At 72.9% G+C, this 21,842-nt stretch carries 21 protein-coding genes; 12 read left to right on the forward strand and 9 right to left on the reverse strand.

Going from position 1 to position 21,842, the window contains the following annotated elements; genetic code table 11:
- Window positions 1–73: 73 nt before the first annotated feature.
- Window positions 74–1,060 carry a sensor histidine kinase gene (locus ACGFWJ_RS33005; RefSeq protein WP_392956052.1) on the forward strand — a complete coding sequence of 329 codons (987 nt, stop codon included), beginning with the start codon at window positions 74–76 and terminating at the stop codon, window positions 1,058–1,060.
- A 17-nt stretch (window positions 1,061–1,077) separates the two neighbouring features.
- Here ACGFWJ_RS33005 and ACGFWJ_RS33010 read toward each other — a convergent pair whose 3' ends face one another.
- The 3 genes from ACGFWJ_RS33010 to ACGFWJ_RS33020 form a co-directional block, all read right to left on the reverse strand.
- Entirely contained in the window at window positions 1,078–1,788 is a 711-nt protein-coding gene (locus tag ACGFWJ_RS33010; protein WP_392956054.1) for a hypothetical protein, read from the reverse strand.
- A gap of 171 nt (window positions 1,789–1,959) precedes the next feature.
- Window positions 1,960–2,853, reverse strand: a complete 894-nt coding sequence (locus ACGFWJ_RS33015) for a PaaX family transcriptional regulator C-terminal domain-containing protein (RefSeq protein WP_392956057.1) — start codon at window positions 2,851–2,853, stop codon at window positions 1,960–1,962.
- Window positions 2,850–3,485, reverse strand: a complete 636-nt coding sequence (locus tag ACGFWJ_RS33020) for a GNAT family N-acetyltransferase (protein WP_392956059.1) — start codon at window positions 3,483–3,485, stop codon at window positions 2,850–2,852. Before ACGFWJ_RS33020 ends, ACGFWJ_RS33015 begins: the two co-directional genes overlap by 4 nt.
- A 98-nt stretch (window positions 3,486–3,583) precedes the next feature.
- On the opposite strand from ACGFWJ_RS33020, the gene ACGFWJ_RS33025 reads away from it, so the two are divergent.
- A complete protein-coding gene (locus ACGFWJ_RS33025) occupies window positions 3,584–4,306 on the forward strand; it encodes a hypothetical protein (protein WP_392956062.1) in 723 nt (240 codons plus the stop codon).
- 68 nt (window positions 4,307–4,374) lie between these two features.
- Window positions 4,375–4,920 (forward strand): Uma2 family endonuclease, encoded by a 546-nt coding sequence (locus ACGFWJ_RS33030; protein ID WP_392956065.1) that lies wholly within the window; start codon window positions 4,375–4,377, stop codon window positions 4,918–4,920.
- Window positions 4,921–4,935: 15 nt separating this feature from the next.
- On the opposite strand, the gene ACGFWJ_RS33035 is transcribed toward ACGFWJ_RS33030, so the two are convergent.
- On the reverse strand, window positions 4,936–5,943 hold the full coding sequence (locus ACGFWJ_RS33035) for a DsbA family protein (protein WP_392956067.1): 1,008 nt from the start codon (window positions 5,941–5,943) through the stop codon (window positions 4,936–4,938).
- A 76-nt stretch (window positions 5,944–6,019) separates the two neighbouring features.
- Here ACGFWJ_RS33035 and ACGFWJ_RS33040 point away from each other — a divergent pair, with 76 nt between their 5' ends.
- From ACGFWJ_RS33040 to ACGFWJ_RS33050, 3 genes are all read left to right on the forward strand, one after another.
- Complete coding sequence (locus ACGFWJ_RS33040; RefSeq protein ID WP_392956069.1) at window positions 6,020–6,577, forward strand: TetR/AcrR family transcriptional regulator; 558 nt, start codon at window positions 6,020–6,022, stop codon at window positions 6,575–6,577.
- A 77-nt stretch (window positions 6,578–6,654) separates the two neighbouring features.
- Window positions 6,655–6,735 (forward strand): DUF6342 family protein, encoded by an 81-nt coding sequence (locus tag ACGFWJ_RS33045; protein ID WP_392956096.1) that lies wholly within the window; start codon window positions 6,655–6,657, stop codon window positions 6,733–6,735.
- Between the two features lie 180 nt (window positions 6,736–6,915).
- Window positions 6,916–7,845 (forward strand): GNAT family N-acetyltransferase, encoded by a 930-nt coding sequence (locus ACGFWJ_RS33050; RefSeq protein ID WP_392956099.1) that lies wholly within the window; start codon window positions 6,916–6,918, stop codon window positions 7,843–7,845.
- A 67-nt stretch (window positions 7,846–7,912) separates the two neighbouring features.
- Here ACGFWJ_RS33050 and ACGFWJ_RS33055 read toward each other — a convergent pair whose 3' ends face one another.
- A complete protein-coding gene (locus ACGFWJ_RS33055) occupies window positions 7,913–8,767 on the reverse strand; it encodes a lysozyme (protein ID WP_392956072.1) in 855 nt (284 codons plus the stop codon).
- A 300-nt stretch (window positions 8,768–9,067) separates the two neighbouring features.
- Between ACGFWJ_RS33055 and ACGFWJ_RS33060 the strand changes: the two genes are divergently transcribed.
- Both ACGFWJ_RS33060 and ACGFWJ_RS33065 read left to right on the forward strand, forming a co-directional pair.
- Window positions 9,068–9,940, forward strand: coding sequence for a metallophosphoesterase family protein (locus ACGFWJ_RS33060; RefSeq protein ID WP_387642637.1), 873 nt, complete (start codon window positions 9,068–9,070; stop codon window positions 9,938–9,940).
- Window positions 9,941–10,092: 152 nt separating this feature from the next.
- The gene (locus ACGFWJ_RS33065; RefSeq protein WP_392956075.1) at window positions 10,093–10,662 is read left to right on the forward strand and encodes a GNAT family N-acetyltransferase; all 570 of its coding nucleotides are present in this window, start codon (window positions 10,093–10,095) and stop codon (window positions 10,660–10,662) included.
- A gap of 12 nt (window positions 10,663–10,674) precedes the next feature.
- Here the strand turns inward: ACGFWJ_RS33065 and ACGFWJ_RS33070 are convergent, their stop codons facing one another.
- Complete coding sequence (locus ACGFWJ_RS33070; RefSeq protein ID WP_387863121.1) at window positions 10,675–11,061, reverse strand: YkvA family protein; 387 nt, start codon at window positions 11,059–11,061, stop codon at window positions 10,675–10,677.
- A 187-nt stretch (window positions 11,062–11,248) separates the two neighbouring features.
- On the opposite strand from ACGFWJ_RS33070, the gene ACGFWJ_RS33075 reads away from it, so the two are divergent.
- On the forward strand, window positions 11,249–11,503 hold the full coding sequence (locus ACGFWJ_RS33075; RefSeq protein ID WP_387642634.1) for a hypothetical protein: 255 nt from the start codon (window positions 11,249–11,251) through the stop codon (window positions 11,501–11,503).
- A 76-nt stretch (window positions 11,504–11,579) separates the two neighbouring features.
- On the opposite strand, the gene ACGFWJ_RS33080 is transcribed toward ACGFWJ_RS33075, so the two are convergent.
- Both ACGFWJ_RS33080 and ACGFWJ_RS33085 read right to left on the reverse strand, forming a co-directional pair.
- Complete coding sequence (locus ACGFWJ_RS33080) at window positions 11,580–12,158, reverse strand: isochorismatase family protein (RefSeq protein ID WP_387642633.1); 579 nt, start codon at window positions 12,156–12,158, stop codon at window positions 11,580–11,582.
- 143 nt (window positions 12,159–12,301) lie between these two features.
- Entirely contained in the window at window positions 12,302–12,793 is a 492-nt protein-coding gene (locus tag ACGFWJ_RS33085) for a glutathione peroxidase (protein ID WP_387643029.1), read from the reverse strand.
- Window positions 12,794–13,002: 209 nt separating this feature from the next.
- On the opposite strand from ACGFWJ_RS33085, the gene ACGFWJ_RS33090 reads away from it, so the two are divergent.
- The 3 genes from ACGFWJ_RS33090 (at window position 13,003) to ACGFWJ_RS33100 (ending at window position 19,149) form a co-directional block, all read left to right on the forward strand.
- Window positions 13,003–15,342, forward strand: a complete 2,340-nt coding sequence (locus tag ACGFWJ_RS33090) for a heavy metal translocating P-type ATPase (protein ID WP_392956078.1) — start codon at window positions 13,003–13,005, stop codon at window positions 15,340–15,342.
- 122 nt (window positions 15,343–15,464) lie between these two features.
- Window positions 15,465–16,169: a flavodoxin family protein gene (locus ACGFWJ_RS33095; protein WP_392956081.1), complete on the forward strand. Its 705-nt coding sequence runs from the start codon at window positions 15,465–15,467 to the stop codon at window positions 16,167–16,169.
- A gap of 109 nt (window positions 16,170–16,278) precedes the next feature.
- Window positions 16,279–19,149, forward strand: a complete 2,871-nt coding sequence (locus ACGFWJ_RS33100) for an ATP-binding protein (protein ID WP_392956084.1) — start codon at window positions 16,279–16,281, stop codon at window positions 19,147–19,149.
- 230 nt (window positions 19,150–19,379) lie between these two features.
- On the opposite strand, the gene ACGFWJ_RS33105 is transcribed toward ACGFWJ_RS33100, so the two are convergent.
- Window positions 19,380–21,839 carry an RICIN domain-containing protein gene (locus ACGFWJ_RS33105; protein ID WP_392956086.1) on the reverse strand — a complete coding sequence of 820 codons (2,460 nt, stop codon included), beginning with the start codon at window positions 21,837–21,839 and terminating at the stop codon, window positions 19,380–19,382.
- Window positions 21,840–21,842 lie beyond the last annotated feature (3 nt).

Below are 21,842 nucleotides of genomic sequence, written 5' to 3' on the forward strand. Positions count from 1 at the left end.
ACCTGAGTACTACAGGTAGGACAGCCACCCGTTCGAGGACGGCGAGCCCCTCGGCGCTACCACCCCGATAGAGATGAACATCCGACCTCCCTCCTTCGCCCCGCTCCTGGCGACCGCGCTCCGCTCCGTGGCCACGATCGGCGCCACAACAGCCGCACTGCTGCGCTCGGCCGGATGCGCGCTGATCAGACTCGGCCCGCACCTGGTGCCATCCACCGAACGGCATCCCCCGTTGTTCGCGAGCGTCTCCCGTCGCTGGGTACGCGTGGTGCCGTATGCGGTGGTGGTCGTGTTCGTCGGGTACCTGCTCCCGTTCGGCATCGTGCACCTGCACACCGCCTACGGGGTCGGCACCCCGGTCGCGGCGGCAGTCGTCATCGCCCAGTGCGTCCCGCTGCTCGGAGCCCTCGGCCGGCCGCTGGCGGCCTGGTGGCTGGTGCTCCCCGCCTCCGCCGCAGGGGCCGTCCTGACCGCGGGCACCTCGACGAGTGCCGGTCCCTGGCCCTGGCCGGTCACCACCTTGCTCGGGTACCTGCTGCTGATGCTGACGCTGGCCCTGCGCGAGAACTGGCGCACCCTGCTGGCCGTCTGGCTGGTCACCACGCTGACGACGGCCGCCGCGGGGGCCGCCGCCACGCGGACTGCGGTGGCCCCGCTGCCGATAGCGCTCTGCGGTGCGGTGTTGCTGCTCGGCCGGAGCCTGCGCGGACACGGCGAGGCGAGGCGGCTGCTCGCCGAGCAGCAGCAGATCAGCGAGGCCGAACGCGAACAGCGCACGCTGCTGGAGGAGCGCGCCAGGATCGCCCGCGAGCTGCACGACGCGGTGGCGCACCACCTGTCGGCGATCGCCGTCCACGCGGACAGCGCGCCGCACCGGATCAGCGGGCTGCCGCCCGAGGCCGCCGAGGAGTTCGGCACCATTGCCGCAGCCGCCCGCGGCTCACTGACCGAGATGCGCCGCCTGCTGGCCGACCGGCCGGACCCCGTGCCGCTGCCTGACGGCGGCTTCCGCGTGGCTGCCCTCCCGCCCGTCAACCGGCCCGAGGAGGACAGCACCTGACGGAGGATGCTCCGGTCTCAACTGTCGGCGATCCAGCCGCGCAGCATGGCGGTGCGGTGCCGCCGGCCCGCGTCGACCTGGGCGCACGGATCGTTCTCGGCGATGCGGCGGGCCTCGGCCAGGAACGGGGCGGCCTCCGGGAGGTGGTGCGGGTGCTCCAGCGGGAAGCCGGCCTGTACGAGGCAGCGCAGGTCCGGGTCGTCGGAGCCGGTGAAGCGCTTGGCTGCGGCCAGCCACAGGTGCGGCCACAGGTCGGTGAGGAGTTCTAGGATCGCCTGAACCTGCTTCAGGGCCCGGGCGATTCGCTCCTGGGCCTGTTCGGCACTGATCCGACCGGCGCGGACCTGCTCGCGCAGGTCGTCGAGCGGTACGGGGGCGGCCCACGCGTCGACCCAGTACGCGGCGGTGCAGGCGTTCGCCCAGTGCCGCCAACTGCCTTCGCTGGCAAGGGAGATCAGGTCGGTCAGGGCGGCTTGGCGGCCGACCGCCGCGACCAGGGGGAACACCAGTTGGCTGGTCCGGCCGGACTCCATGGCGAGCAGCGGGAGTACGCGGTCGGCGAGCCGCGCGGTCCGCGCCGGGTCGGCTGCCAGCGCCTGGCCGAGGGACAGGCGGGTGGTCTCCACCTGTTCGTACCTGTCCTGGTCGAGGCGGCGGCCTTCGGTGTCGGCGAGCAGGGCGGCGAACTCGTAGATGGCGGCGGCGAGTTCGGCGTCGGGGTCGGTCACAGCGGGCTCCTCGGCGGTGGCTTCCGGGATGCCGAGGGTAGCCCGGCCGGCGCCGCCGACGGGCTGCGCACCGTCCTGCACCGGCACCCCGGGATGCGCGGCGTGAGCGCCACCCGGACCCTGGCCGAGCTCGGCCACCACACCCCTGATCGTCGACGCCTAGGCGGCGGGTCAGGTGCTGGCGCCGGGTTCCTCCGGCACGGTGAATGCGTCGGCGTAGAGGCGGAACAGGCGGGGCAGTGGCGTGGCGGGGCCCGGATCCGGGGGGAGGGTGCTCAGGGCCGCCCAGCACTGTCGGGCGAGGTGGCGGGCGTGGCGGCCCGGCCAGTGCGGGGGCAGGAGTTCCGGGGGGAGGAGCGGGTCCGGGGTCATGGCCGCGCTGAACTCGGAGGCGAGTTCCACGGCCATGGTGAGCCGTTCGGCTTCGGGCAGGGCCGAACCGGCGGCCCTCTCGGTGCAGGCCGTGGCGAAGGCCGTGAGGTGTTCGTGGCGGGCGGCGATGGTGTCCAACGGCCAGATGTGGGCGGCCAGTTGGGCGGGGTCGGTGACGTCCCCGATGCGCAGGTCGGTGCTGGTGAGGAAGGTGACCGAGTCGAGCGCGTCGAGCTGCCGGGCCCGGGCCTCGACCAGCTCGCCGATCGGGTTGGCCGCGACGTACAGCCCGCCCTGGACGGGTGCCGCGCCCAGGTGCAGGAGGGTCTCGCGCAGCGCGTCGCGGACGGCGCGGCGGGCCTCCGGCACGGCGAACGCGAACAGGTGCCAGGCGCCGTCCCAGGGCGCGAGCCCCGCGTCCTGCCGGTACGCGTACCGGATGTGGTCGGCGTCGGGCGCGAGTCCGCCGCCCGCCGCGTCGGACACGCTCCGCAGGACGGCCCGGCGCCCGCGCCCGTCCTGGCGGAACTTCTCCTCGCTGACCAGGCGTTTGACACACAGTCGGACCTGCTGATCGGTCATCCCGAGCAGTCCGGCGACGGTGTAGAGCTCACCGGCATCGACGGTCCCGTCCTCACGGACCAGCGCGTGCACGAGCAGCCGGGTGGGGATCTCCGGCCGGGAAAGGTTCACAGGTGCGCCCTTCCGAGTGGGCCGACAGCCCGGTGCATGGTGGTGACGGCCCCGAACCCCATCAACGTCCGCAGGAACGGCGTCCGTTGGGTACGCAGGGCGCGGAAACCGTGACGCGTGTACAGGGCCTGGGCACGCGGGTTGGTGTCGATGACGTCCAGCCGGATCCGGGTGCAGCCGCTCTCGGCCGCGACGGCCGCGATCTCCTCCAGCAGCAGGCTGCCGACACCGGCGCCTCGCTGCACCGCCGCCACGCAGATGCCGTCCATGACGAGTTCGCCCTCGGCGGGCTTCCGGGAGAGCAGCGCGAGCAGGGCGAGCCGCGGCGGCCCCGCCCACGGGCCGAACACGGACAGCACGTCGCGCGCCGAGCCGCCGATCAGGCCGCGCCCCGTGAGCTGGTAGCCGGCGACACCGACCACCGCGCCCGTGCTGTCGAGCGCGACGATGCCGCGGTCGTGCCGCAGGTGGGCGGCGAGGAACGCCCGGCCAGTCTCGGGCGGGCCGAGCGCCGGGCCGAGCTTGCGCCCGAACGCCTCCCAGTACAGGGCGGCGACCTGCTCTTCGGCCCCTTCGGGGACACCTCGCCGAAGCTCAGGACCGGGTGCCGCCGGTTCGTTCGGTGCGCCCATGGCTTCCTCCGCTGCTCGTCGTCCACGACAGGCGTAGTACGCTCGTTCTGAGAACGGTCGTTTCGCGTTCGATAGATTTGTACTTCGGGGAGGGGCGTATGAGCAAGACCGACCAAGATGCGGCGATCGCGGTTCGACAGAAAACCTCGGACCGCGTTCTGGTGGCGGCCGGATTTCCGGTCCTGGGCGCCGGGGCCGGATTCCTGCTGAAACTCCTGGCGCACTGGGCGTCCACCTGGCCGTGGATCCCGTGGAAGGGGCCGGTCGACCTCATCGCCAAGGCGCCCGAACCGGCCGCCACCATCGGGAGTCTCGTGCTCGGCGCCCTGGCCGGCGTCGCCGTCGTGGTACTGGCCGAGCGCGGCTACGTCACCGTCACCATCGAGAAGGACCGGATCACCACGGATCGCGGCGACTCCACCCAGAGCGCCCCCCGGGCGGCGGTCAGCGGCGTATTCGCCGACCGCAAGCGGCTGGTGGTGCTCGGCCCGCAGGGCGAGGAGCTGATCGCCGAGTACAAGAACGAGGGCGCCGACCTGCCGTCGATCGAACGCCTCGCGGAGGCCTTCCGCACCCACGGCTACCCGTGGCTGCCGGACGGCGACCCGTACCAGGACACCTACCGCCGCTGGGTCGCCGACATGCCGGGCCTGCCGCCCGGCGGCAACGTGCTGTTCAAGGCCCGGGCCGAGGCGCTGAAGAAGAGCGAGGAGAAGGAGATCGGCGAACTCCGCCGCGAACTCGCGAAACTCGGCCTGGTCGTCCACGATGCGGGCGACCGCCAGTGGTGGCGCACCACCCAGGCGCCCGCCAGCCCGTAGCGCGCCCCCGCGGCGCCCCATGCGGGGCTGGGGCGCCATACCCTGAGAGCGACGGAAAGGAGCAGTTGATGAGCGTGGACGCGGTCATGCGCGCCGAGTTCCCTCCGGGGCATGTGGTCTTTTTCGGCACGGACGGGAAGGTGGTTATGACTCCGCAGAGCTTTGAGCACTCCAGCACGATCAAGTCGATGCAGATCGACTCGCTCTCGCTGGGCAGGCGCGCGAAGACCGCCTCCGACGTGTACCTGGACTTCCCGGCCGACGAAAACTCCGCCCCGGACTTCGCGATCCTTCGGGAGGACGCGGAACGGCAGGGCAAGCGCTACAGCTTCGAGGACGTGCTGCTGATCGCCGAGGTGGTGTCGGTCTCCTCGGCGCGCAAGGACTACGACGACTGCACCGCGAAGTACGGCCGCTACGGCATCCCGGTCTACGTGGTCGTGGACCCGTATGCCGGTGAAGTCGTCGTCCACACCCGCCCCACCGGCTCCGGCTACATCGCGGCGTTCACGCACAAGTACGGCTCGGGCAAGCTGCCCATCGAACTGGCCGACGGGCGGACTTACACGCTCGACCTGGACGAGCTGCCCCGGCCGGAGCCGGGCGTCAGCTGACGCGTCGGCCGCAGGTCACTTCGCGTACTCGGGGGTCATCGCCCCTGCCAGGGCGAGGTGCACGGCGGCCTCCTCCGTGCGGCCCTGGCGGGTGAGGGTGCGGCCGAGCAGGAGGCGGGCGTAGGAGTCGTCGGGGGACTGGGCGACGAGTTCCTCCAGCATGGCGGCCGCGCGGCCGAGTTGGGCGGAGGCGAAGTAGGCGCGGGCGGCGAGCAGGCGGACGCTGGGCTCGTCGCCGTACTCGTCGAGCAGGGGGCGGAGGAGGGTCAGGGCGCCGAGCGGGTCGCGCTTGTCCATCAGGGCTTCGGCGTAGCGGAGGCGTTCGACCTCGGCGGGGAGCTGTCGGGGCTGCTGGCCGGCGGCGTCGCGGAGGAAGCGGGTGATGGTCTCCGGCGATTGGGCGCCGGCCAGGGCCTGGCCGGCGACGACCAGGGTGGGGGAGGTGGCGACGCCGCGGGCCTTGCCGATCAGCAGCAGTTCCTTGACCTGCTGGTCGGCGGCGCCGTCGGTCAGCAGCGCGGCGGCCTCGGGGAACCCGGCGTCGGTCGCGAGCTGCGCCAGTGTCTCGGGGTGGCTGATGTCGCGGCCCTCGGTGAAGTGCGCCTTCATGACGGCTTCGGCGAGGGTGTGCTGGAGTTCGGCGCCGCCGTGCCGGTGGGCGAGGGCGAGCAGCCGGTGTGCGTCGTGGCTGCTGGCGCGCCAGGCGGCGCCCCAGTTCGGTCCGAGCCCTTCGGCGGCGGCGATCTCGGCGATCGGGGGCGCCTGCGTGACCGGGCCGGGCCCGATGGCGCAAGCGGCTCCGGCGTCGTCCTGGCGGCCCAGGATGCCCAGGTCGCTGAGCAGTTCGTCCGCCGCCGAGCCCTCGAACGGCGTGGCGGGAACGGGCGCGGTCGGGTCGATGCGGAACGGCTGCCACAGCACCTCGACCGGTTCGCCGTCCCAGTCGGCGAGGGCCTTGTCCAGCCGCCGCTTGCCGATGTACGCCCAGGGGCAGACCGGGTCGGCCCAGATCTCGATTCGCATACTCGTGACAGTAAGCGACGTCTGTCGTTTAAGCAACACTCGTCGGTTACGCGACGGACGTCGTACAGTGAGCCGCATGAACCTGGACGACCCGCGCGTGCAGCGCACCCGAGCCCGGCTCCGGGAGGCGATCCTGGAGCTGGTCGCCGAGCAGGACCTGGACGCGATCACCATCTCCGCCGTTGCCAAGCGCGCCGGGATCAACCGGGCCACGGTCTACCAGCACTACCCGGACGTGCACGCGCTGGTGGTGGACGCGATGGACGGCCCGATCGCCGAGGTCGCCCGGGCGGTGCGCGTGTGCCCGGCCGACGCGCCGCCCGACCGGGCCCCCGAGGCCCTGGCCGGGCTGTTCGAGCACATCGCGGCCCGGGCCGCCGTCTACCGGTGCGCCCTGGGAGACCAGGGCAGCGCCGGCTTCGCCGGCCGGATGCGCGAACAGGTGACCGCCGCCCTGGCGGAACGCTTCCACGAGGGCAAGCGCCCGGCCGGGTTCGACGACGTCCCGGTGGACGTGCACGCCGCCTACCTGGCCGGTGCCCTGCTGGGCGTCGTCACGCACTGGATCACCGGTGAACGCCCCGCTCCCGCCTCCGAGTTGGCGGCGGCGTTCTGGCGGCTGTTCCGCGCCTGAGCGGGCATTTTGACGAGTCGTCAGGTTGTGGCGGTGGATGCGCAGGTACAGATCAAGCCGCCTGCGGTCGAAAGCAGATCGTCGGGATCCTCGACTCCAGCGGGAACCTGTACATCGCCGGGAAGGTGGTCACCGACCGGAAGGGCCTGAGCTGGTAGCACCCGCCGACGGCGCAACTGGGCGGCCCGGAGCAGCGGACCGGGCCGCCCGTCGTCGTGTCCGGCCCCCGTATCGCGCTCAAAAACCGCTTGGGGCAAGGCTGTTGGAGCCGGTAGAAAGGCGGGGTTTGCCAGCGGAGCCGAGAGCGAAGGAGCGGGACTGTGGCACTCCCGGAGGGAATGACGGTGCGCCCGGCGGCAGTTGAGGACGCCGAGGCCGTGTGTGCGCTGCTCAACCAGGTGGACGAGATCGAAGTGGGCCGCGCCTTCACCGAGTTGCACGAGGTCGAGGAGGATCTCGGCCACCCCTCGGTGGACCTGGAGCGCGACTCCTGGCTGCTGCACGACGCCGACGGCCGGCTGGTCGGTTACGGCCTGGTCCGGGACCGTTCGGCGGGGGAGCGGATCAACCTCGACCAGTACCTGCTGCCCGGGTACACCGATGCCGGACTGTACCTGTTCGCGCTGATGGAGGCCCGCGGCGCCGAACTCGCCCGCGGCAACGGCGCCGACCGCGCCGTCCTGCACCTGATGCTCAACTCCCAACCCACCCTGGACACCGGCGCGTTGGCCGGTCGCGGCTGGCAGCACGTCCGCCGCCACCACGCGCTCAACCGCACCGTCGACCCGAAGACCGACCCGTTCCCGGATGCCCCGGCGGGCCTGCGGCTGCGGGCCTGCGCCACCGAGGACGACCGGCGCACCGCGCACCGGCTGATCCACGAGACCTTCGCCGAGCACTTCGACTTCCGGCCCCGCAGCTACGAGAAGTGGTGCGCCGACACCGGCGCGGACACCGCCGACTGGTCGCTGGTGTGGATCGCCGAACTCGACGGCCACGGCGACGTCGCCGTGCTGCGCACCCGCGACGACCGGTCCGACATGGCCTGGGCCACCCAGATCGGCGTGCGCTCCGAGTTGCGTGGCCGGGGCCTCGGCAGCTACCTGCTGCGGTACTACTTCGCGTTCTACGCCGACCGCGGCCGCACCCGGGTCGGCCTCGGCGTCGACACCGACAACGCCACCGGCGCGCCCGCGCTGTACCGCAACGCCGGTATGGTGCTCGATTTCGCCGTCGACACCTGGGAGTTGACCGTCCCCACCACGTAAAGGCAATGCCCTGCCCGCGACCGGAGCGGGGCGAAGTCCGGTCGCGGGCAGGTGAGGTGACGGACCGTCAGCCGTTGGCGAGGGCCTGGACGCGGTCCAGGGCGCCGTTGAACCAGTTCTGGTCGCCGGGCAGGGTGCCGGAGTCGGCGTACTGCCAGATGGTCTGGTAGGACCAGCCGGCCGGCAGGGTGCCGACGGTGGAGGCGTAACGGGCCACCCACAGCGGGTTGGTGGCGCCGAAGGAGCTGTTGTTGCCGGTGCAGGTGGTCCACCAGTCGGTGGTGGTGTAGATCACCGGGTAGCGGCCGGTCTTGGTGTGCACGGTGTTGGAGAAGTCCCGGATCCAGCTGACCATGCCGGCCTGGCTCAGGCCGTAGCAGGTCGCGCCGTACGGGTTGTACTCGATGTCCAGCGCGGGCGGCAGGGTCTTGCCGTCCTTGGACCAGCCGCCGCCGTGCGCGACGAAGTACGCGGCCTGGGTGGCGCCGGAGGAGACGTTCGGCAGCGCGAAGTGGTAGGCGCCGCGGATCATTCCGGCGTTGTAGGAGCCGTTGTACTGCTGGGCGAACGAGGGGTTGGTGTAGGTGGTGCCCTCGGTGGCCTTGACGTAGGCGAACCGGCCGCCGTTGGCGTACGCGGTGCTCCAGGCGACGCTGCCCTGCCAGTTGGAGACGTCCATGCCCTTGGTCTGGGTGGCGGCCAGTGCGGCGACGGAGTTCGCGGTGGAGGCGGAAGTGTCCTTGCCCTCGTGGGCGGCGACGGTGGAACCCGCGTAGTCGAGCTCGGGGTGGAAGTTGGCGGGGGTGCTCGGCTTGGCGGCCTGGGCCGGGGAGGCGGCGGCGACCGCGCCGACCAGAAGGGCGGCGGACGCGACCGCGGTGGCGGCGCGACGGAACGTGCGGCTGGTGCCGGAAGCGGGCATGACGAGTCCTCAGTGGGGTGAAGGGGGAGGCCGATTTTCGGCCGCTGCGGAGCATATAGTCATGGACCCGTCAGTCAACAGAGTGTAGAAGCCACACATCGTCAGAACGTATGTAGAGCGGACAGACATAGGTGTCACTGCTGAACACCGGCGGTTCCACTGGATGTTGACACTACGACAGAAACCCCTTCCTGCTGGCGTAGCCGACCCCCCGGCGGTAGCGTGTCAACGCGCGTTCCACTGCCGGGATGCGCCGGCGAAGCGGAACCGGTGCGCCGGTGGACACGAACTGGGGGAGCGGTGGCGGACGGACGCCTGCTCGCAGTGAGCGACCTCCACGTCGGCGTCGCCGAGAACCGGCCAGTCCTCGACGCACTCCGACCAACAGGCCCGGACGACTGGCTGATTGTCGCCGGTGACGTCGCCGAACAGGTCGACGCCGTCGAAGGCACCCTGCGCTTCCTCGCCGGACGTTTCGCCAAGGTCATCTGGACGCCCGGCAACCACGAACTGTGGAGCACCACCCGCGATCCCGTCCCCATCGACGCCCCCGAGCGCTACCGCCAACTCGTCGAGCGCTGCCGGGAGATCGGTGTCGTCACCCCCGAGGACCCGTACCCCGTCTGGACCGGCCCCGGCGGCCCCTGCGCCATCGCCCCCGTGTTCACGCTCTACGACTACAGCTTCCGGGTGCCCGGCGTGCACACCAAGGCCGAGTCGCTGGCCCGCGCCCGCGAGAACGGAGTGGTCTGCACCGACGAGTACCGGCTCAGCCCCGCACCGTACGCGGGCGTCGAGGACTGGTGCCGGGAACGCGTCGAAGCCACCGAGAAAGCGCTCTCCGCACACGACCCGGAACTGCCGCTGGTACTCGTCAGCCACTGGCCACTGGACCGCCGCCCCACCGACGTCCTGTACTACCCCGACTTCGCCCAGTGGTGCGGCACCGAACTCACCGCCGACTGGCACCGCCGCTTCAACGTCGCCGCCGTGGTCTACGGCCACCTGCACATCCCGCGCACCACCTGGTACGAGGGCGTCCGCTTCGAAGAGGTCTCGCTCGGCTACCCCCGCGAGTGGCGCCGCCGCGGCCACCCGCGCGGACTGCTCCGCCAGATCCTGCCCTACCCCGGCCCGGCCGAGCAGCCCGTCCCCGCGAGCGAGCCGGCCTGAGCCAGGGCCTGTCCGGCCGATCTTGCCGGGCGCGTGCCAAGACCGGCCTGAGCTGGCGTTTCACGCGTACGTCCGGTCGCCGGACGGCCCCCGGGGCCGGGCAGGGCGCTGTGGCACGATGGCCGTTCCAGCACCTGTAAGGAGCGCACCACATGATCGCCGAGCCGACCGCCTCCCGTCCCGCCGACCTCGACGCCGTCTCCGGGCCGGCCTTCCGACCGGCCGGGGCGCAGGACGTGCCGGAGGTGGTCGCACTGGTCGAGTCCGCGTACCGGGGCGACGCCAGCCGGGCCGGCTGGACCACCGAGGCGGACCTGCTGGACGGCCAGCGCACCGACGAGGCCGCCGTGGCCGAACTGCTCACCCACCCCGAATCGGTGGTGCTGCTGGCCGAACAGGACGGCCGGCTGCTGGCCTGCTGCCACGTCGAACGGCGGGGCGCCACCGGCTACTTCGGCATGTTCTCGGTCTCCCCGGCCGCCCAGGGCGGCGGCCTCGGCCGCCAGGTACTGGCCCGCGCCGAGGAATGGGCCCGGGACGCCTGGGGCGTCACGACGATGGAGATGACCGTCATCGAACAGCGCCCCGACCTGATCGCCTGGTACGAGCGGCGCGGCTACATCCGCACCGGCGTGTACGAGCCGTTCCCCTACGGTGACGAGCGCTTCGGCATCCCGCGCAGGCCCGACCTGCGCTTCGAGAAGCTGATCAAGTCGCTGTAACGGAAGCGATGGTCAGCCGCCGGAGGGCAGCTCGCCGGCCGCGGCGCGCCGCGTCCACTCCACGTACCGGCCGGACTCCCGCGTCAGGCCCACCAGGAACCACAGCAGCAGACCGGTGTCGTCGCTCCAGCCGAGCACCGGGATGAAGTCCGGGATCGCGTCGATCGGGCTGACCAGGTACACCGCCACCACGAAGGTCAACAGCAGCAGCTTGCCCGGCCCCACCCCCGAGTAGCGGCGCAACAGCACGTCCCGGACCAGGCGCGGCAGCGCCCACACCCGCGCCGCCAACCCTGGCGCGCCCGGCTGCCGGGTCTCCCGGTACAGCCCCCACGCGGAGCGCGTCACCGCCAGGCCGTCCAGCCCGCGCACCCGCGCCGCCGCCTTGCCCTTGCCCATGCGGTCCTCCCCAGGAACCCTGCGAACTCCCCTCCACGGTACGGGACTGCCCACTTTTCCCACCGTCCGTGCCGGACCGGGACCCGTCCGTGACACCCCCGGTGTGATCGGGGCCGAACGGTGACACCTGCGGCGGCATCGGCGGTGCGAGCGCGCGCGGCACCGGGACGCGGCCGAAGCTGGCGGCATGACGACCAAAAGCAACACCGGAAACGGGACCGGGACGGCCGACGAGCCCCTGGTGCGGGTCGCGGAGTTCCGCACCGACAGCCGCTACCGCCTCGTCCACTTCAAGGACGCCGGATGGAAACCGCTCGCCCCCGAGGAGTTCGAACCGGAGGTGAAACACCACTTCCCCGACCTCGACCCGCACGACCCCGTCCGGGTGCACTGGGACGACCGCCCCTGGCAGTGGCCCGCCTGGCACCCCGGCGAGGCCTGAGCCGACCCGCCCCGGAACCCGCCGGCCCGGTCCGCCCGTGCGACCGCCCGGCGGGTTCCGTCCTGTCCGAGCGGGTTCAGCGGGAGCCGGCCAGCAGGCCGAGGATCTCCTCGGTGGTACCGGTCTCGCCAAGGCGCGGGAAGATCCGCCCCACGCTGCCCCGGTGCGCCTCCGCGTCCGTGTCTGTCATCGCGTCGACCGCGAGCGTCACGTGGTAGCCGTGCTCGTAGGCGGCGCGGGCGGTGGACTCCACGCCGATGCTGGTCGCGACACCCGTGAGCACGATCTGCGTCACCCCGCGCCGGCGCAGCTGCACGTCCAGGTCGGTGCCATGGAACGCGCCCCAGTTGTGCTTGGTCACCACCAGGTCGGACGGCTCGTGGAGCTCGGGGATCGGAGCGTCCCAGCCCTCGGGGTGGGCCACGGAGGGGCGGGGCTGCTCGGTGCGGCCGGGCATCACGTCCCCGCCGTCGGGCGCGAAGGACACCCGCACCAACACCACCGGCAGCCGCGCGGCGCGGAACGCCTCGGCCAGGCGGACGTTGCGGTCCAGCACCTCGCGCACCGAATACGGGCTGCCGGGGAAACCGAGGAAGGCCTGCTGGAGGTCGATGACCACCAGGGCGGTGGCGGGGTCGAGCGCGGTGACGGACACGGGGGGTGCCTTTCGTCGTGACGGTCGTGACGGGGGCAGCCGGAACGGGCCCGGACTGCCCAGCCTTACTGCGCAGGTTATCTGTACAGTTCTCCGCCCGTGGGCGGAACCGGACAGCCCGGACCCGAGGACCTTGCCCGCCGTCAGCCGCGCAGCTGCGCCTCGATCGCCGCCACCAGCTCCGCCGACTCCGGCTCGGTCCGCGGCCGGAACCGGCCGACCGGCTCGCCGTCCGCACCCACCAGGAACTTCTCGAAGTTCCACTGGACGTCCCCGGCCTCGCCCGAGGCGTCCGCCAGCTCCGTCAGCCGCGCGTAGATCGGGTGCCGGCCGTCCCCGTTCACGTCGACCTTCTCGAACAGCGGGAACGACACCCCGTACGTGGTCGAGCAGAACTCCTGGATCTCCTCCGCCGACCCCGGCTCCTGCCCCGCGAACTGGTTGCACGGGAAGCCGAGCACGGTGAACCCGCGCTCCCCGTACGTCTGCTGCAACCGCTCCAGACCCGAGTACTGCGGCGTCAGCCCGCACTTCGACGCCACGTTCACCAGCAGCAGCACCTTGCCCCGGTAGTCCGCCAGCGACGACGGCTCGCCCGCCAGCGTCCGGATCGGAAGCTCGAACAGCGACTCCATACCCACCTGCCCTCTGTACGCCGGCCCCCGGACACCCCGGGACACCGGACGGGAACACCAACACCCCGAACCTACCCCGCCCGGCCCACCCGCCTCAGGATCTCGGGATCTTGTGGCCCGGCCGCCCGGGCCGATCGGCCCCTGGCCGGACCGGGCGGAGCGAGGTGCACTGGAAGGGAAAACCGCAGGCCGAGCGGAGGAGACCCCCCATGGCATCGCACACCGCGCCGAGCGAACAGGGCGGCGCCCGACAGCTGCTCAGCGGCGGCGGCATCGAACCCGTCCTGCTCGGCGCGGTCGCCGTCGCCACCGCCGTCGGCCTGATCGCCTGGGCCGCCGGCGCCCACGGCTTCGCCGACCAGTGCTGGATCGTCGCCACCGCCGCCGCCATCGCCCCCGCCCTGATGTGGGTGGTCCAGGCCCTGCGGCGCGGCCGGGCGGGCGTCGACCTGATCGCCGTCCTCGCCCTGGCCGGCACCCTCGCCACCGGCGAGTACCTGGCCGGCGCGCTGATCGCCCTGATGCTCTCCGGCGGCCGCTGGCTCGACGCGGCCGCCGAACGCCGCGCTACTCGCGACCTGCGCGAACTGCTCCGGCACGCCCCCCGCACCGCCCGCCGGCGCACCGGCGACACCACCGAGACCGTCCCGCTCGCCGACATCCGGATCGGCGACCGGCTGATCGTCGGCCCCGGCGAAACCGTCCCCGTGGACGGCCGGATCACCGGCAGCCGCGCCGTTCTCGACGAATCCGTGCTCACCGGCGAATCCGCCCAGGTCGCCCGCGCGGCCGGCGACCCCGTCCGCAGCGGCGCCGTCAACGCCGGCAGCGCCTTCGAGCTGCGCGCCACCGCCACCGAGGAACACAGCACCTACGCCGAAATCGTCCGCCTCACCCAGCAGGCCGGCGCCGAACGCGCCCCCGTCATCCGCCTCGCCGACCGCTACGCGGCCTGGTTCCTGCCGCTCGCCCTCGCCGCCGCCGGCCTGGCCTGGCTGATCTCCGGTGACGCGGTCCGGGCCGTCGCCGTCCTGGTCGTCGCCACCCCCTGCCCGCTGCTGCTCGCCGCCCCCGTCGCCATCGTCTCCGGCATCTCGCGCGCCGCCCGCAAGGGCGTCGTGGTCCGCGACGGAGCCGCGCTGGAAACCCTCGGCCGGGCGCGCACCGTCTGCCTCGACAAGACCGGCACCCTCACCACCGGACGCCCCCGCGCCTTCGACATCGCCACCGCCCCCGGCCGCACCCCCGCCGAGGTCCTCGCGCTCGCCGCCGCCGTCGACCAGTACTCGCCGCACGTCCTCGCCGAAGCCATCACCGCCGCCGCCTCCGAACGCGGCCTCACCCTGCCCCCCGTCCACGACGTCACCGAACAGCCCGGCCACGGCGCCCGCGCCACCCTCGCCGACGGCAGCACCGCCACCGTCGGCCAACGCGACACCTCGCAGCTGCCTGCCTGGGCCCGCGCCGCCGACAACCGCGCCGCGCTCGACGGCGCCGCCGTCGCCTGGGTCGCCGTCGACGACCGGCCGATCGGCGCCGTCCTGCTCCGCGACCCCGTCCGGCACGACGCCCCGCGCACCGTCCGCCGCCTGCGCGGAGCCGGCGTCACCCGGCTGGTCATGATCACCGGCGACCGCCCCGAACCCGCCCGCGAAATCGCCGCCGTGGTCGGCCTCGACGAGGTCCGCGCCCGTCAGTCGCCCACCGACAAGGTCGCCGCCGTCCGCGCCGAACGCGAACGCGCCGTCACCGTCATGGTCGGCGACGGCGTCAACGACGCCCCCGCGCTCGCCGCCGCCGACGTCGGCGTCGCCATGGGCGCCCGCGGCGCCAGCGCCTCCTCCGAAGCCGCCGACATCGTCCTCACCGCCGACCGCGTCGACCGCCTCGCCGACGCCGCCCAGATCGCCACCCGCTCCCGCCGGATCGCCGTCCAGTCCGCGCTCGGCGGCATGCTGCTCTCCCTCGTCGCCATGGGCTTCGCCGGATTCGGCCTGCTACCGCCCGCCGCCGGCGCCCTGCTCCAGGAACTCATCGACATCGCCGTCATCCTCAACGCCCTGCGCGCCCTGCGCCCCGGGCCCGGCGTCGGACCGGAGATCACCGCCGACACCGAAGAACTGGTCCGCCGCTTCGCCGCCGAACACGACGACCTGCGCGATGTCCTGGAAGCCGTCCGCGACGCCGCCGACCGGCTCACCGCCGCCGACCCCGGCTCCGCCGACGCCCTCGCCGCCGTCCGGCACGTCGACCACCTGCTCACCACCCGGCTCCTCCCGCACGAGGAGGCCGAGGAACACGAGCTCTACCCCGCCCTCGCCGACGCCCTCGGCGGCCCCGAAACCACCGCCACCATGAGCCGCACCCACACCGAGATCCACCGCCTCGCCCACCGCATCACCACCCACCTCACCCACGCCGAACCCACCGGCGCCCTCGCCCCCGAACAGCACGACGACCTGCGCGCCTGCCTCTACGGCCTGCACTCCGTCCTGCAACTGCACTTCGCGCAGGAGGAGGAGAACTACTTCTCACTGAGCGCCGCCTGACGGATTGTCCTCTTGTCGCTACGGCGCGCCGGACCGTCCGTCGAACGGCGGACGGTCCCGGGCCGGTGTGCGGACGCATGGTGCGATGAGGCCCCCCTGCCCCGCTCCCGAAACGGACAGCGATGACCACCTACACCGACCTGCGGGCGGTCTTCCTCAACTGCACCCTCAAGCGCTCCCCCGAACGCAGCCACACCCAAGGCCTCATCGACATCAGCGCCGACATCCTGCACCGCCAGGGCGTCCAGGTCGAACAGATCCGCGCCATCGACCACGACATCGCCACCGGCGTCTGGCCCGACATGACCGAACACGGCTGGGCCACCGACGACTGGCCCATCCTCTACTCCCAGATCATGAACGCCGACATCCTCACCCTCGCCGGCCCGATCTGGCTCGGCGACAACTCTTCGGTGATGAAGCAGGTCGTCGAGCGGCTGTACGCCTGCTCCTCCATCCTCAACTCCCATGGCCAGTACGCCTATTACGGCCGCGTCGGCGGCTGCCTGATCACCGGCAACGAGGACGGCGCCAAGCACTGCGCGATGAACGTCCTCTACAGCCTCCAGCACCTGGGGTTCGTGATTCCGCCCCAGGCCGACGCAGGCTGGGTGGGGGAGGCCGGGCCCGGGCCGTCCTACCTCGATCCCGGATCGGGCGGGCCGGAGAACGACTTCACCAACCGCAACACCACGTTCATGACGTGGAACCAGCTCCACCTGGCCCGCATGCTCAAGGACGCCGGGGGCATCCCGGCCCACGGCAACCAGCGCTCCGATTGGGACGCGGGCTGCCGCTTCGACTTCGAGAACCCCGAGCACCGCTGAACCGTCGGTTTTCAAAGACGGGGGTGGAACGCCCAAGTCATGCGCGGGTCGGGGGAGGCTTTGCCGCTGTTCGGAGCCAGGCTCTAGGGTGGCGCGGATGGTGACAGGGATGGCAGACCTCGACGGCGGGGTGGTGGGCCCGGGCGGACGGTTCCGTTTCGTGGGACGGCGACGCGAGCTCGGGGAGTTGATGGCCGCGCTGCGCCGGCCGCCCGCGGTCGTGCTGGTCGAGGGCGAGGCGGGGATCGGCAAGTCCCGCCTGGTCCGGGAGGCGTGCGCCGCGCTTCGGGCGGACGGGCTGCGGGTCCTGAACGGCAGCTGCCATCCGCTGCGTGAGCCGTTTCCGTACGGCCCCGTGGTGGACGCCCTCAGCGGGGCCGACCCGGCGGACACCGTCTTCCCGCCCAGCGTCGGCGCGCTGGCGCCGCTGCTGCCCGACCTGGCCGACCGGCTGCCGAGTGCTCCCTCCCGGCCGGCCGACGCCGCCGGGCAGCGCTTCCAATTGCGCCGCGCCGTACGCTCGTTCCTCACCGCACTCGGGCCGACCACCCTGGTCGTCGAGGACCTGCACTGGGCGGACGACGGTACCCGCGAACTGCTCCTGCTGCTCGCCCGCGACCTGCCGCCGCAGCTCAGCCTGGTACTCACCTATCGGGCCGAGGACCTGCCTCCCGGGACCTCCGTACTCGGCGCCGCCTACCGCCAGCCGCCCGGCACCGGGGGCTCGGTGATCCGGCTCGGCTCCCTCCTGGAGCCGGACGTCCAGGAGCTGACGGCCGCCGCGCTCGGCCCGCATGCCACCGCCGCGCTCGGCACCGCGCTGTACCGGCGCAGCGAGGGACTACCGCTGGCCGCCGAGGAGGACCTGATCACCCTCGCCGGGCACATTGGTACGCACGGCTGTGCCGGGGCCGTGCAGCGCCTGCAGGACGCCGACGTCGCGCACGGACTGCGGGCCGCGGTCACCGAGCGGCTCGACAGGCTGTCCCCCGGCGCCGTGGCGGTCGCCGAGGCGGCGGCCGTCCTCGCGGCGCCGGCGCCGGAGGACGTGCTGGTCGGCCTCACCGGGCTGGGCCCGGAGGAAGGCGCAGACGCGGTCACCGAGCTGCTCCGGGCGTCGCTGCTGCACGAGGTGGACCAGGCTGAGTACGCGTTCCGGCACGTGCTCGCCCAGCAGGTCGTCCACCGGCGCATCCCGGCCCCGGCCCGGGGCCGCCTGCACCGCCGGGCCGTTGAGGTACTTCGGGGACGCACCCCCGCACCGCTGGTTCAGATCGCCCACCACACGCTCGCCGCCGGTGACCGGACGGAGTGGCTCCTTCGGGCGCAGGAGGCCGCGGACGAGGCGATCGCCGTCAACGACGGCGGCACGGCCGCGGAGCTGCTGCGCCGAATGCTCGACCGCCCCGAGCTGGTGGCCGAGGCCCGCTCCCGGGCGGCCCTGGCGCTGGCCGGGATCGCCGCGTGCAGTGTGGACTTCCCCACGGACGCCCGGCTACTGCGCCGCCTGGTCGTCGACCCCCAGCTGCCCGAAGGAGTGCGCGGGGAGATCCGGCTCGGCCTGGGCCTGGGCATGCTGAACGAGACTGCCGATCCCGCAGGGTTCGACGAGGTGGAGCGCGCCACCGCCGAGCTGGTGTCCAGCCGCCCCGGGCTCGCCGTCCGCGCGATGGTTGCGCTGGTGCTCAGAGACGGCAACGGCCCGGCGTACGCCCGCTCCTGGCTGGAGCGGGCCGAGGAGGCCGTCCAGCTGAACGGGACCGAGCCGATGAAGACCGCTGTGCAGGGCACCCGGATCACCCTGATGGCCTGTCGGGCAGACCCCTCGCTGTGGGAGTTCGTGGATCGACTGCCGCGCGGGACGGGCGACCGGGAGGTGCTGCTTCAGACGGCACGCACCCTGCACAACGTCGGCGACGTCGCCACGTACCTGGGCCATGACCGGCGGGCCGCAGCCCTGATGACGGAGGCCGGGCAGGTGGCCGCGCGGGTTCCCAGCCCGATCACGGCGTTCCTGTCGCGCGGTTCGCTGTTGCGGCTGGACGTCCTCGCCGGGCGGTGGGAGGGGTCGGCGGAGCGCCTGGACGCGCTCGTCGAGGAGTACCCCACGGCGCTGGCGGTGCACGCCGAGCGGGCTCTGCTGACCGGCACCCTCGCGGCGGCCCGGGGGCAGTACGCCAGGGCACTCGAACTGCTCGCCGAGGCCGCCCGGATCGGCGCAGACCTGCAAATGGTGGGTCACGAGCTGCGGGCCGCCGCCGGGCTGGCCACCGTCCACCTGCTCAAGGGCGACGCCCTGCGGGCCCGGACGGCCGCCGAGCGGGCCGTCGCCACCGTCCGGCGGGCCGAGGCCTGGCCGCGGGCGGCCGGGCTGCTGTCGGCCGCGGTCGAGGCGGCGCTGGCCTCCGGCGACCGTGCGGACGCCGAGCGGCTGGCCGCCGAGGCCGGGCGCGGGCTGGAGGGGTGCGACGCCCCGGCCGCGGCGGCCGACCTCCAGGTCGTGCACGGTCTGCTGCGCCGGGACGCGGAACCGGAAGCCGCCGCGCGGCGCTTCGCCGGGGCGGCGGACCGGTGGCGGGAGATCGGGCGGCCGTACGAGCGGGCCCGCACGCTGGAGCGGCAGGGTGGCGCGCTGCTGCCGGCAGATCCCGGCGAGGCGGCGGCGCCGATCACCGAGGCGCTCGACCTCTTCACGGACCTGGGGGCCGTCGGCGACGCCGCACGCTGCGGGCAGGTCCTGCGCGATCTCGGCGTCGTCCGCCGAGGGCCGGGCCGGCGTGGGTACGGGGGCAGTCTCTCGCCGCGCGAGCACGAGGTCGCCGCGCTGCTCGCCGCCGGCGCCACCAACCAGCGGGTCGCCGAGGCCCTGTTCCTGTCGCCGCGCACGGTGGAGAACCACGTGGCCAAGGTGCTGCGCAAACTCGGCACGGGCCGCCGGCAGGTCGCGGAGGTGTATCCGGAGCGCCCGGACGCCGGGTGAACCGGCGAGGTGTTCCTCGCGATGCTGCGGCCGCTGGCGGAGGTGTATCCGGAGCGCCCGGACGCCGGGTGAACCGGCCCTGCCACGACGAAGCCGCCGCCCGGGGTACGGGCGGCGGCGTCCGCTGCGAGTGGAGGCGAGCATCGCGCGTTCGCAGCGGTGACCCGGCACCGGGTGGCCCCCTCCAGCCATCCGGTGCCGGGAATCGGTGACGGACCGTCGGTCTCCGCTCAGGCGGTGGTCCACTGCTGGTTGAGCTTGTCGCTGCCGCCGCAGGTCCACTGGACGACCAGGGCGCCGGCGGACTGCGAGTTGGCGGTGACGTCCAGGCACTTCCCGCTGTTCACGGACACCAGCTGGTGCGCGCCGCTGCCGGTGACCGGCGCCGTGCGCCACTGCTGGTTGGGCTTGCCGGTGCCGCAGGTCCACTGGACGACCTGCGCGCCGTCGGCGGTGGAGGCGCCGGTGACGTCCAGGCACTTCCCGCTGTTCGCGGAGACCAGCTGGTAGGTGTCGGCGGCGACCGGGACGAGCTGCCACTGCTGGTTGGCCTGGGTGCCGCAGGTCCACTGGACGATCTGGGCGTCGTCGGCGGTGGAGGCCCCGGCGACGTCCAGGCACATCGAACTGTTGACGTTGATCAGCTTGTTGATGGCCGGGCCGGCCAGCGGGGTGACGGCGAGGTTGGCGAAATCGGCGTTCTGGAAGCCGCCGACGCCCAGGCCGAGCTGCCCGGTGAGGTGGCTGTAGTCGGTGACCGAGGCGACCTGGACGTGGTCGACGGACGCGGTGATCGACGGTCCCTGCATGGCCAGTGACAGGTGGTGCCAGGTGCCCGCGCCGCCGCCGGAGTAGCTGCCGGTGGCGAGGGTGGTGTCGGTGCCGGAGGCGCTCTCGGTGAACAGCGTCCAGCTGCCGGCATTGGTGATCTGCAGGTGGTAGGCGGAGTGGTCGTGGTCGATGTGGTCGAGCCGGCCCAGCAGCTCCGCGGAGCCGGACTGCTCCAGCTGCACGTCCACGTCGGCCTGGTAGCTGGTCCAGTTCGGGTCGCCGACCAGGGTCAGCGGGGTGTACCCCATGTCGGTGTGCCACGGGATGGGCGCGGTGGTGAGCACCTGGCGCGCGCAGCCGGCGGTGCCGGCGCCGGCCGGGCACGGGGCGGTCTCGAACGCGCCCGCCCAGTCGTGGAAGTACGGGACGGCCGCGCCGGCCCTGGCGGTGCTCAGGTCGGCGGCGTAGGGCAGCGGGAAGGCGCTTCCGGCGGGCGGCACGGCGGTGCCCCTGCCCTGTCCGGTGGTGGTGGTCAGGGTGTAGAGGTAGCCGGGCTGCGCGGTGAAGGAGTACGCGCCGTTCTTCGGCGTGATGTCCTGGGTGTGCTGGAACCACCGGCCGGGGTCGGTGGAGGCCATGTCGGTCGCCCACACGTGGACGGACTTGCCGGACAGGCCGCCGGTCACCTTCAGACTGACGGTGGTCGCGGCCGACGCGTCGGTGGTCTCGATGATCGTGCTGTAGTCCTTGCCGGACTTGAGCGTCACGTAACTGCCGCTGTGTGCATCGCCGTTGAGGCCGGTGCCGGGCAGGTAGCCGCTCGCGCTGTCGAGGTACTGCCAGCCGGGCTGGGCGAACTGCGTGGTGTGGGCCATCGCCCAGATGTCGCGGCCCACCGTGTAGGAGCCCGACCACGGCTGGTCCGCGGTCATCAGGCCCGCGCCGTAGTACGGCAGGTGGGCGGGCCAGGAGCTGACCAGCGCCCACTTGATGTCGGCGGTGACCCGCGCGTCGATGTACTCGCGGTTCAGGTTGCGGGCCAGCGCCGTCGGGTTGGCGCCGTAGCTGTCGTTGTCGTCCTCGGACTGCCAGATCGGCTTGTTCAGGCCGAGGGCGGTGCTGTTGCCCGGGCAGCCGGTGTACACCGGGGTGGAGTGCCAGCAGACGCCGTGCGCGCCGATCACCGCGACGGCCCGGTTGAAGGCCTGGTCGGTGGCGAGGTCGGTGGCGACCGCCCAACTGGGGTCGTCGGTGTCTGCGGCCACCAGCTTGGTGCCGCTGTGGCCGCTGCCGTCGAGGGCGGAGCGCAGGTTGACGAACCAGGCCTTGTCGTACCCGATCTCGTTCCAGCCGCCGAGGTAGCCGACGGAGAGCCCGTGGCTGTCGGCGCAGCCGAGCCACTTGGTCAGGTAGTCGATGTTGTCCTTGGACCACATGCCGCCGTCGAACCAGCCGGGGCCGGCCCACTCCAGTCCGTAGAACGTGATGGCGGGGTTGCGCTGCTTGGCCTGCGCCATCAGCCACCACTCGTAGCCGCGGTTGCAGTCGAGGTCGGTGCGGCTGCGCATGTGGCTGGGCTCGGGGCCGTCGCTGGAGTTGGCGTCGGCACCGATCTCCACCTTGAGTATCTGCAGGTTGGCGCCGTAGCCGGGCTTGAACAGGTAGTCCAGGATCTGGGAGCGCTGCGGTTCCGGGTAGTCGACCAGCAGACGGGAGGTGGCGCCGCCGCCGCTGATCGCGCCCATGCCGTCGAAGGTCCGCCCGGCGGAGGTCCCGTCGATCGTCACGGTCTGGCCGGCGGGGGCGGTCGCGGCGGCGGCCGGTGCGGAGATCGGGGGCAGGACGGCGGCGGCGAGGGCGAGGCCGAGTGCCGCTGCGCCGGTGACTGCACGGCGCAGCGGCGCGGGAAGGCGTTTCACGGG

The organism is Kitasatospora sp. NPDC048407 (assembly GCF_043200475.1).
Lineage (GTDB): Bacteria > Actinomycetota > Actinomycetes > Streptomycetales > Streptomycetaceae > Kitasatospora.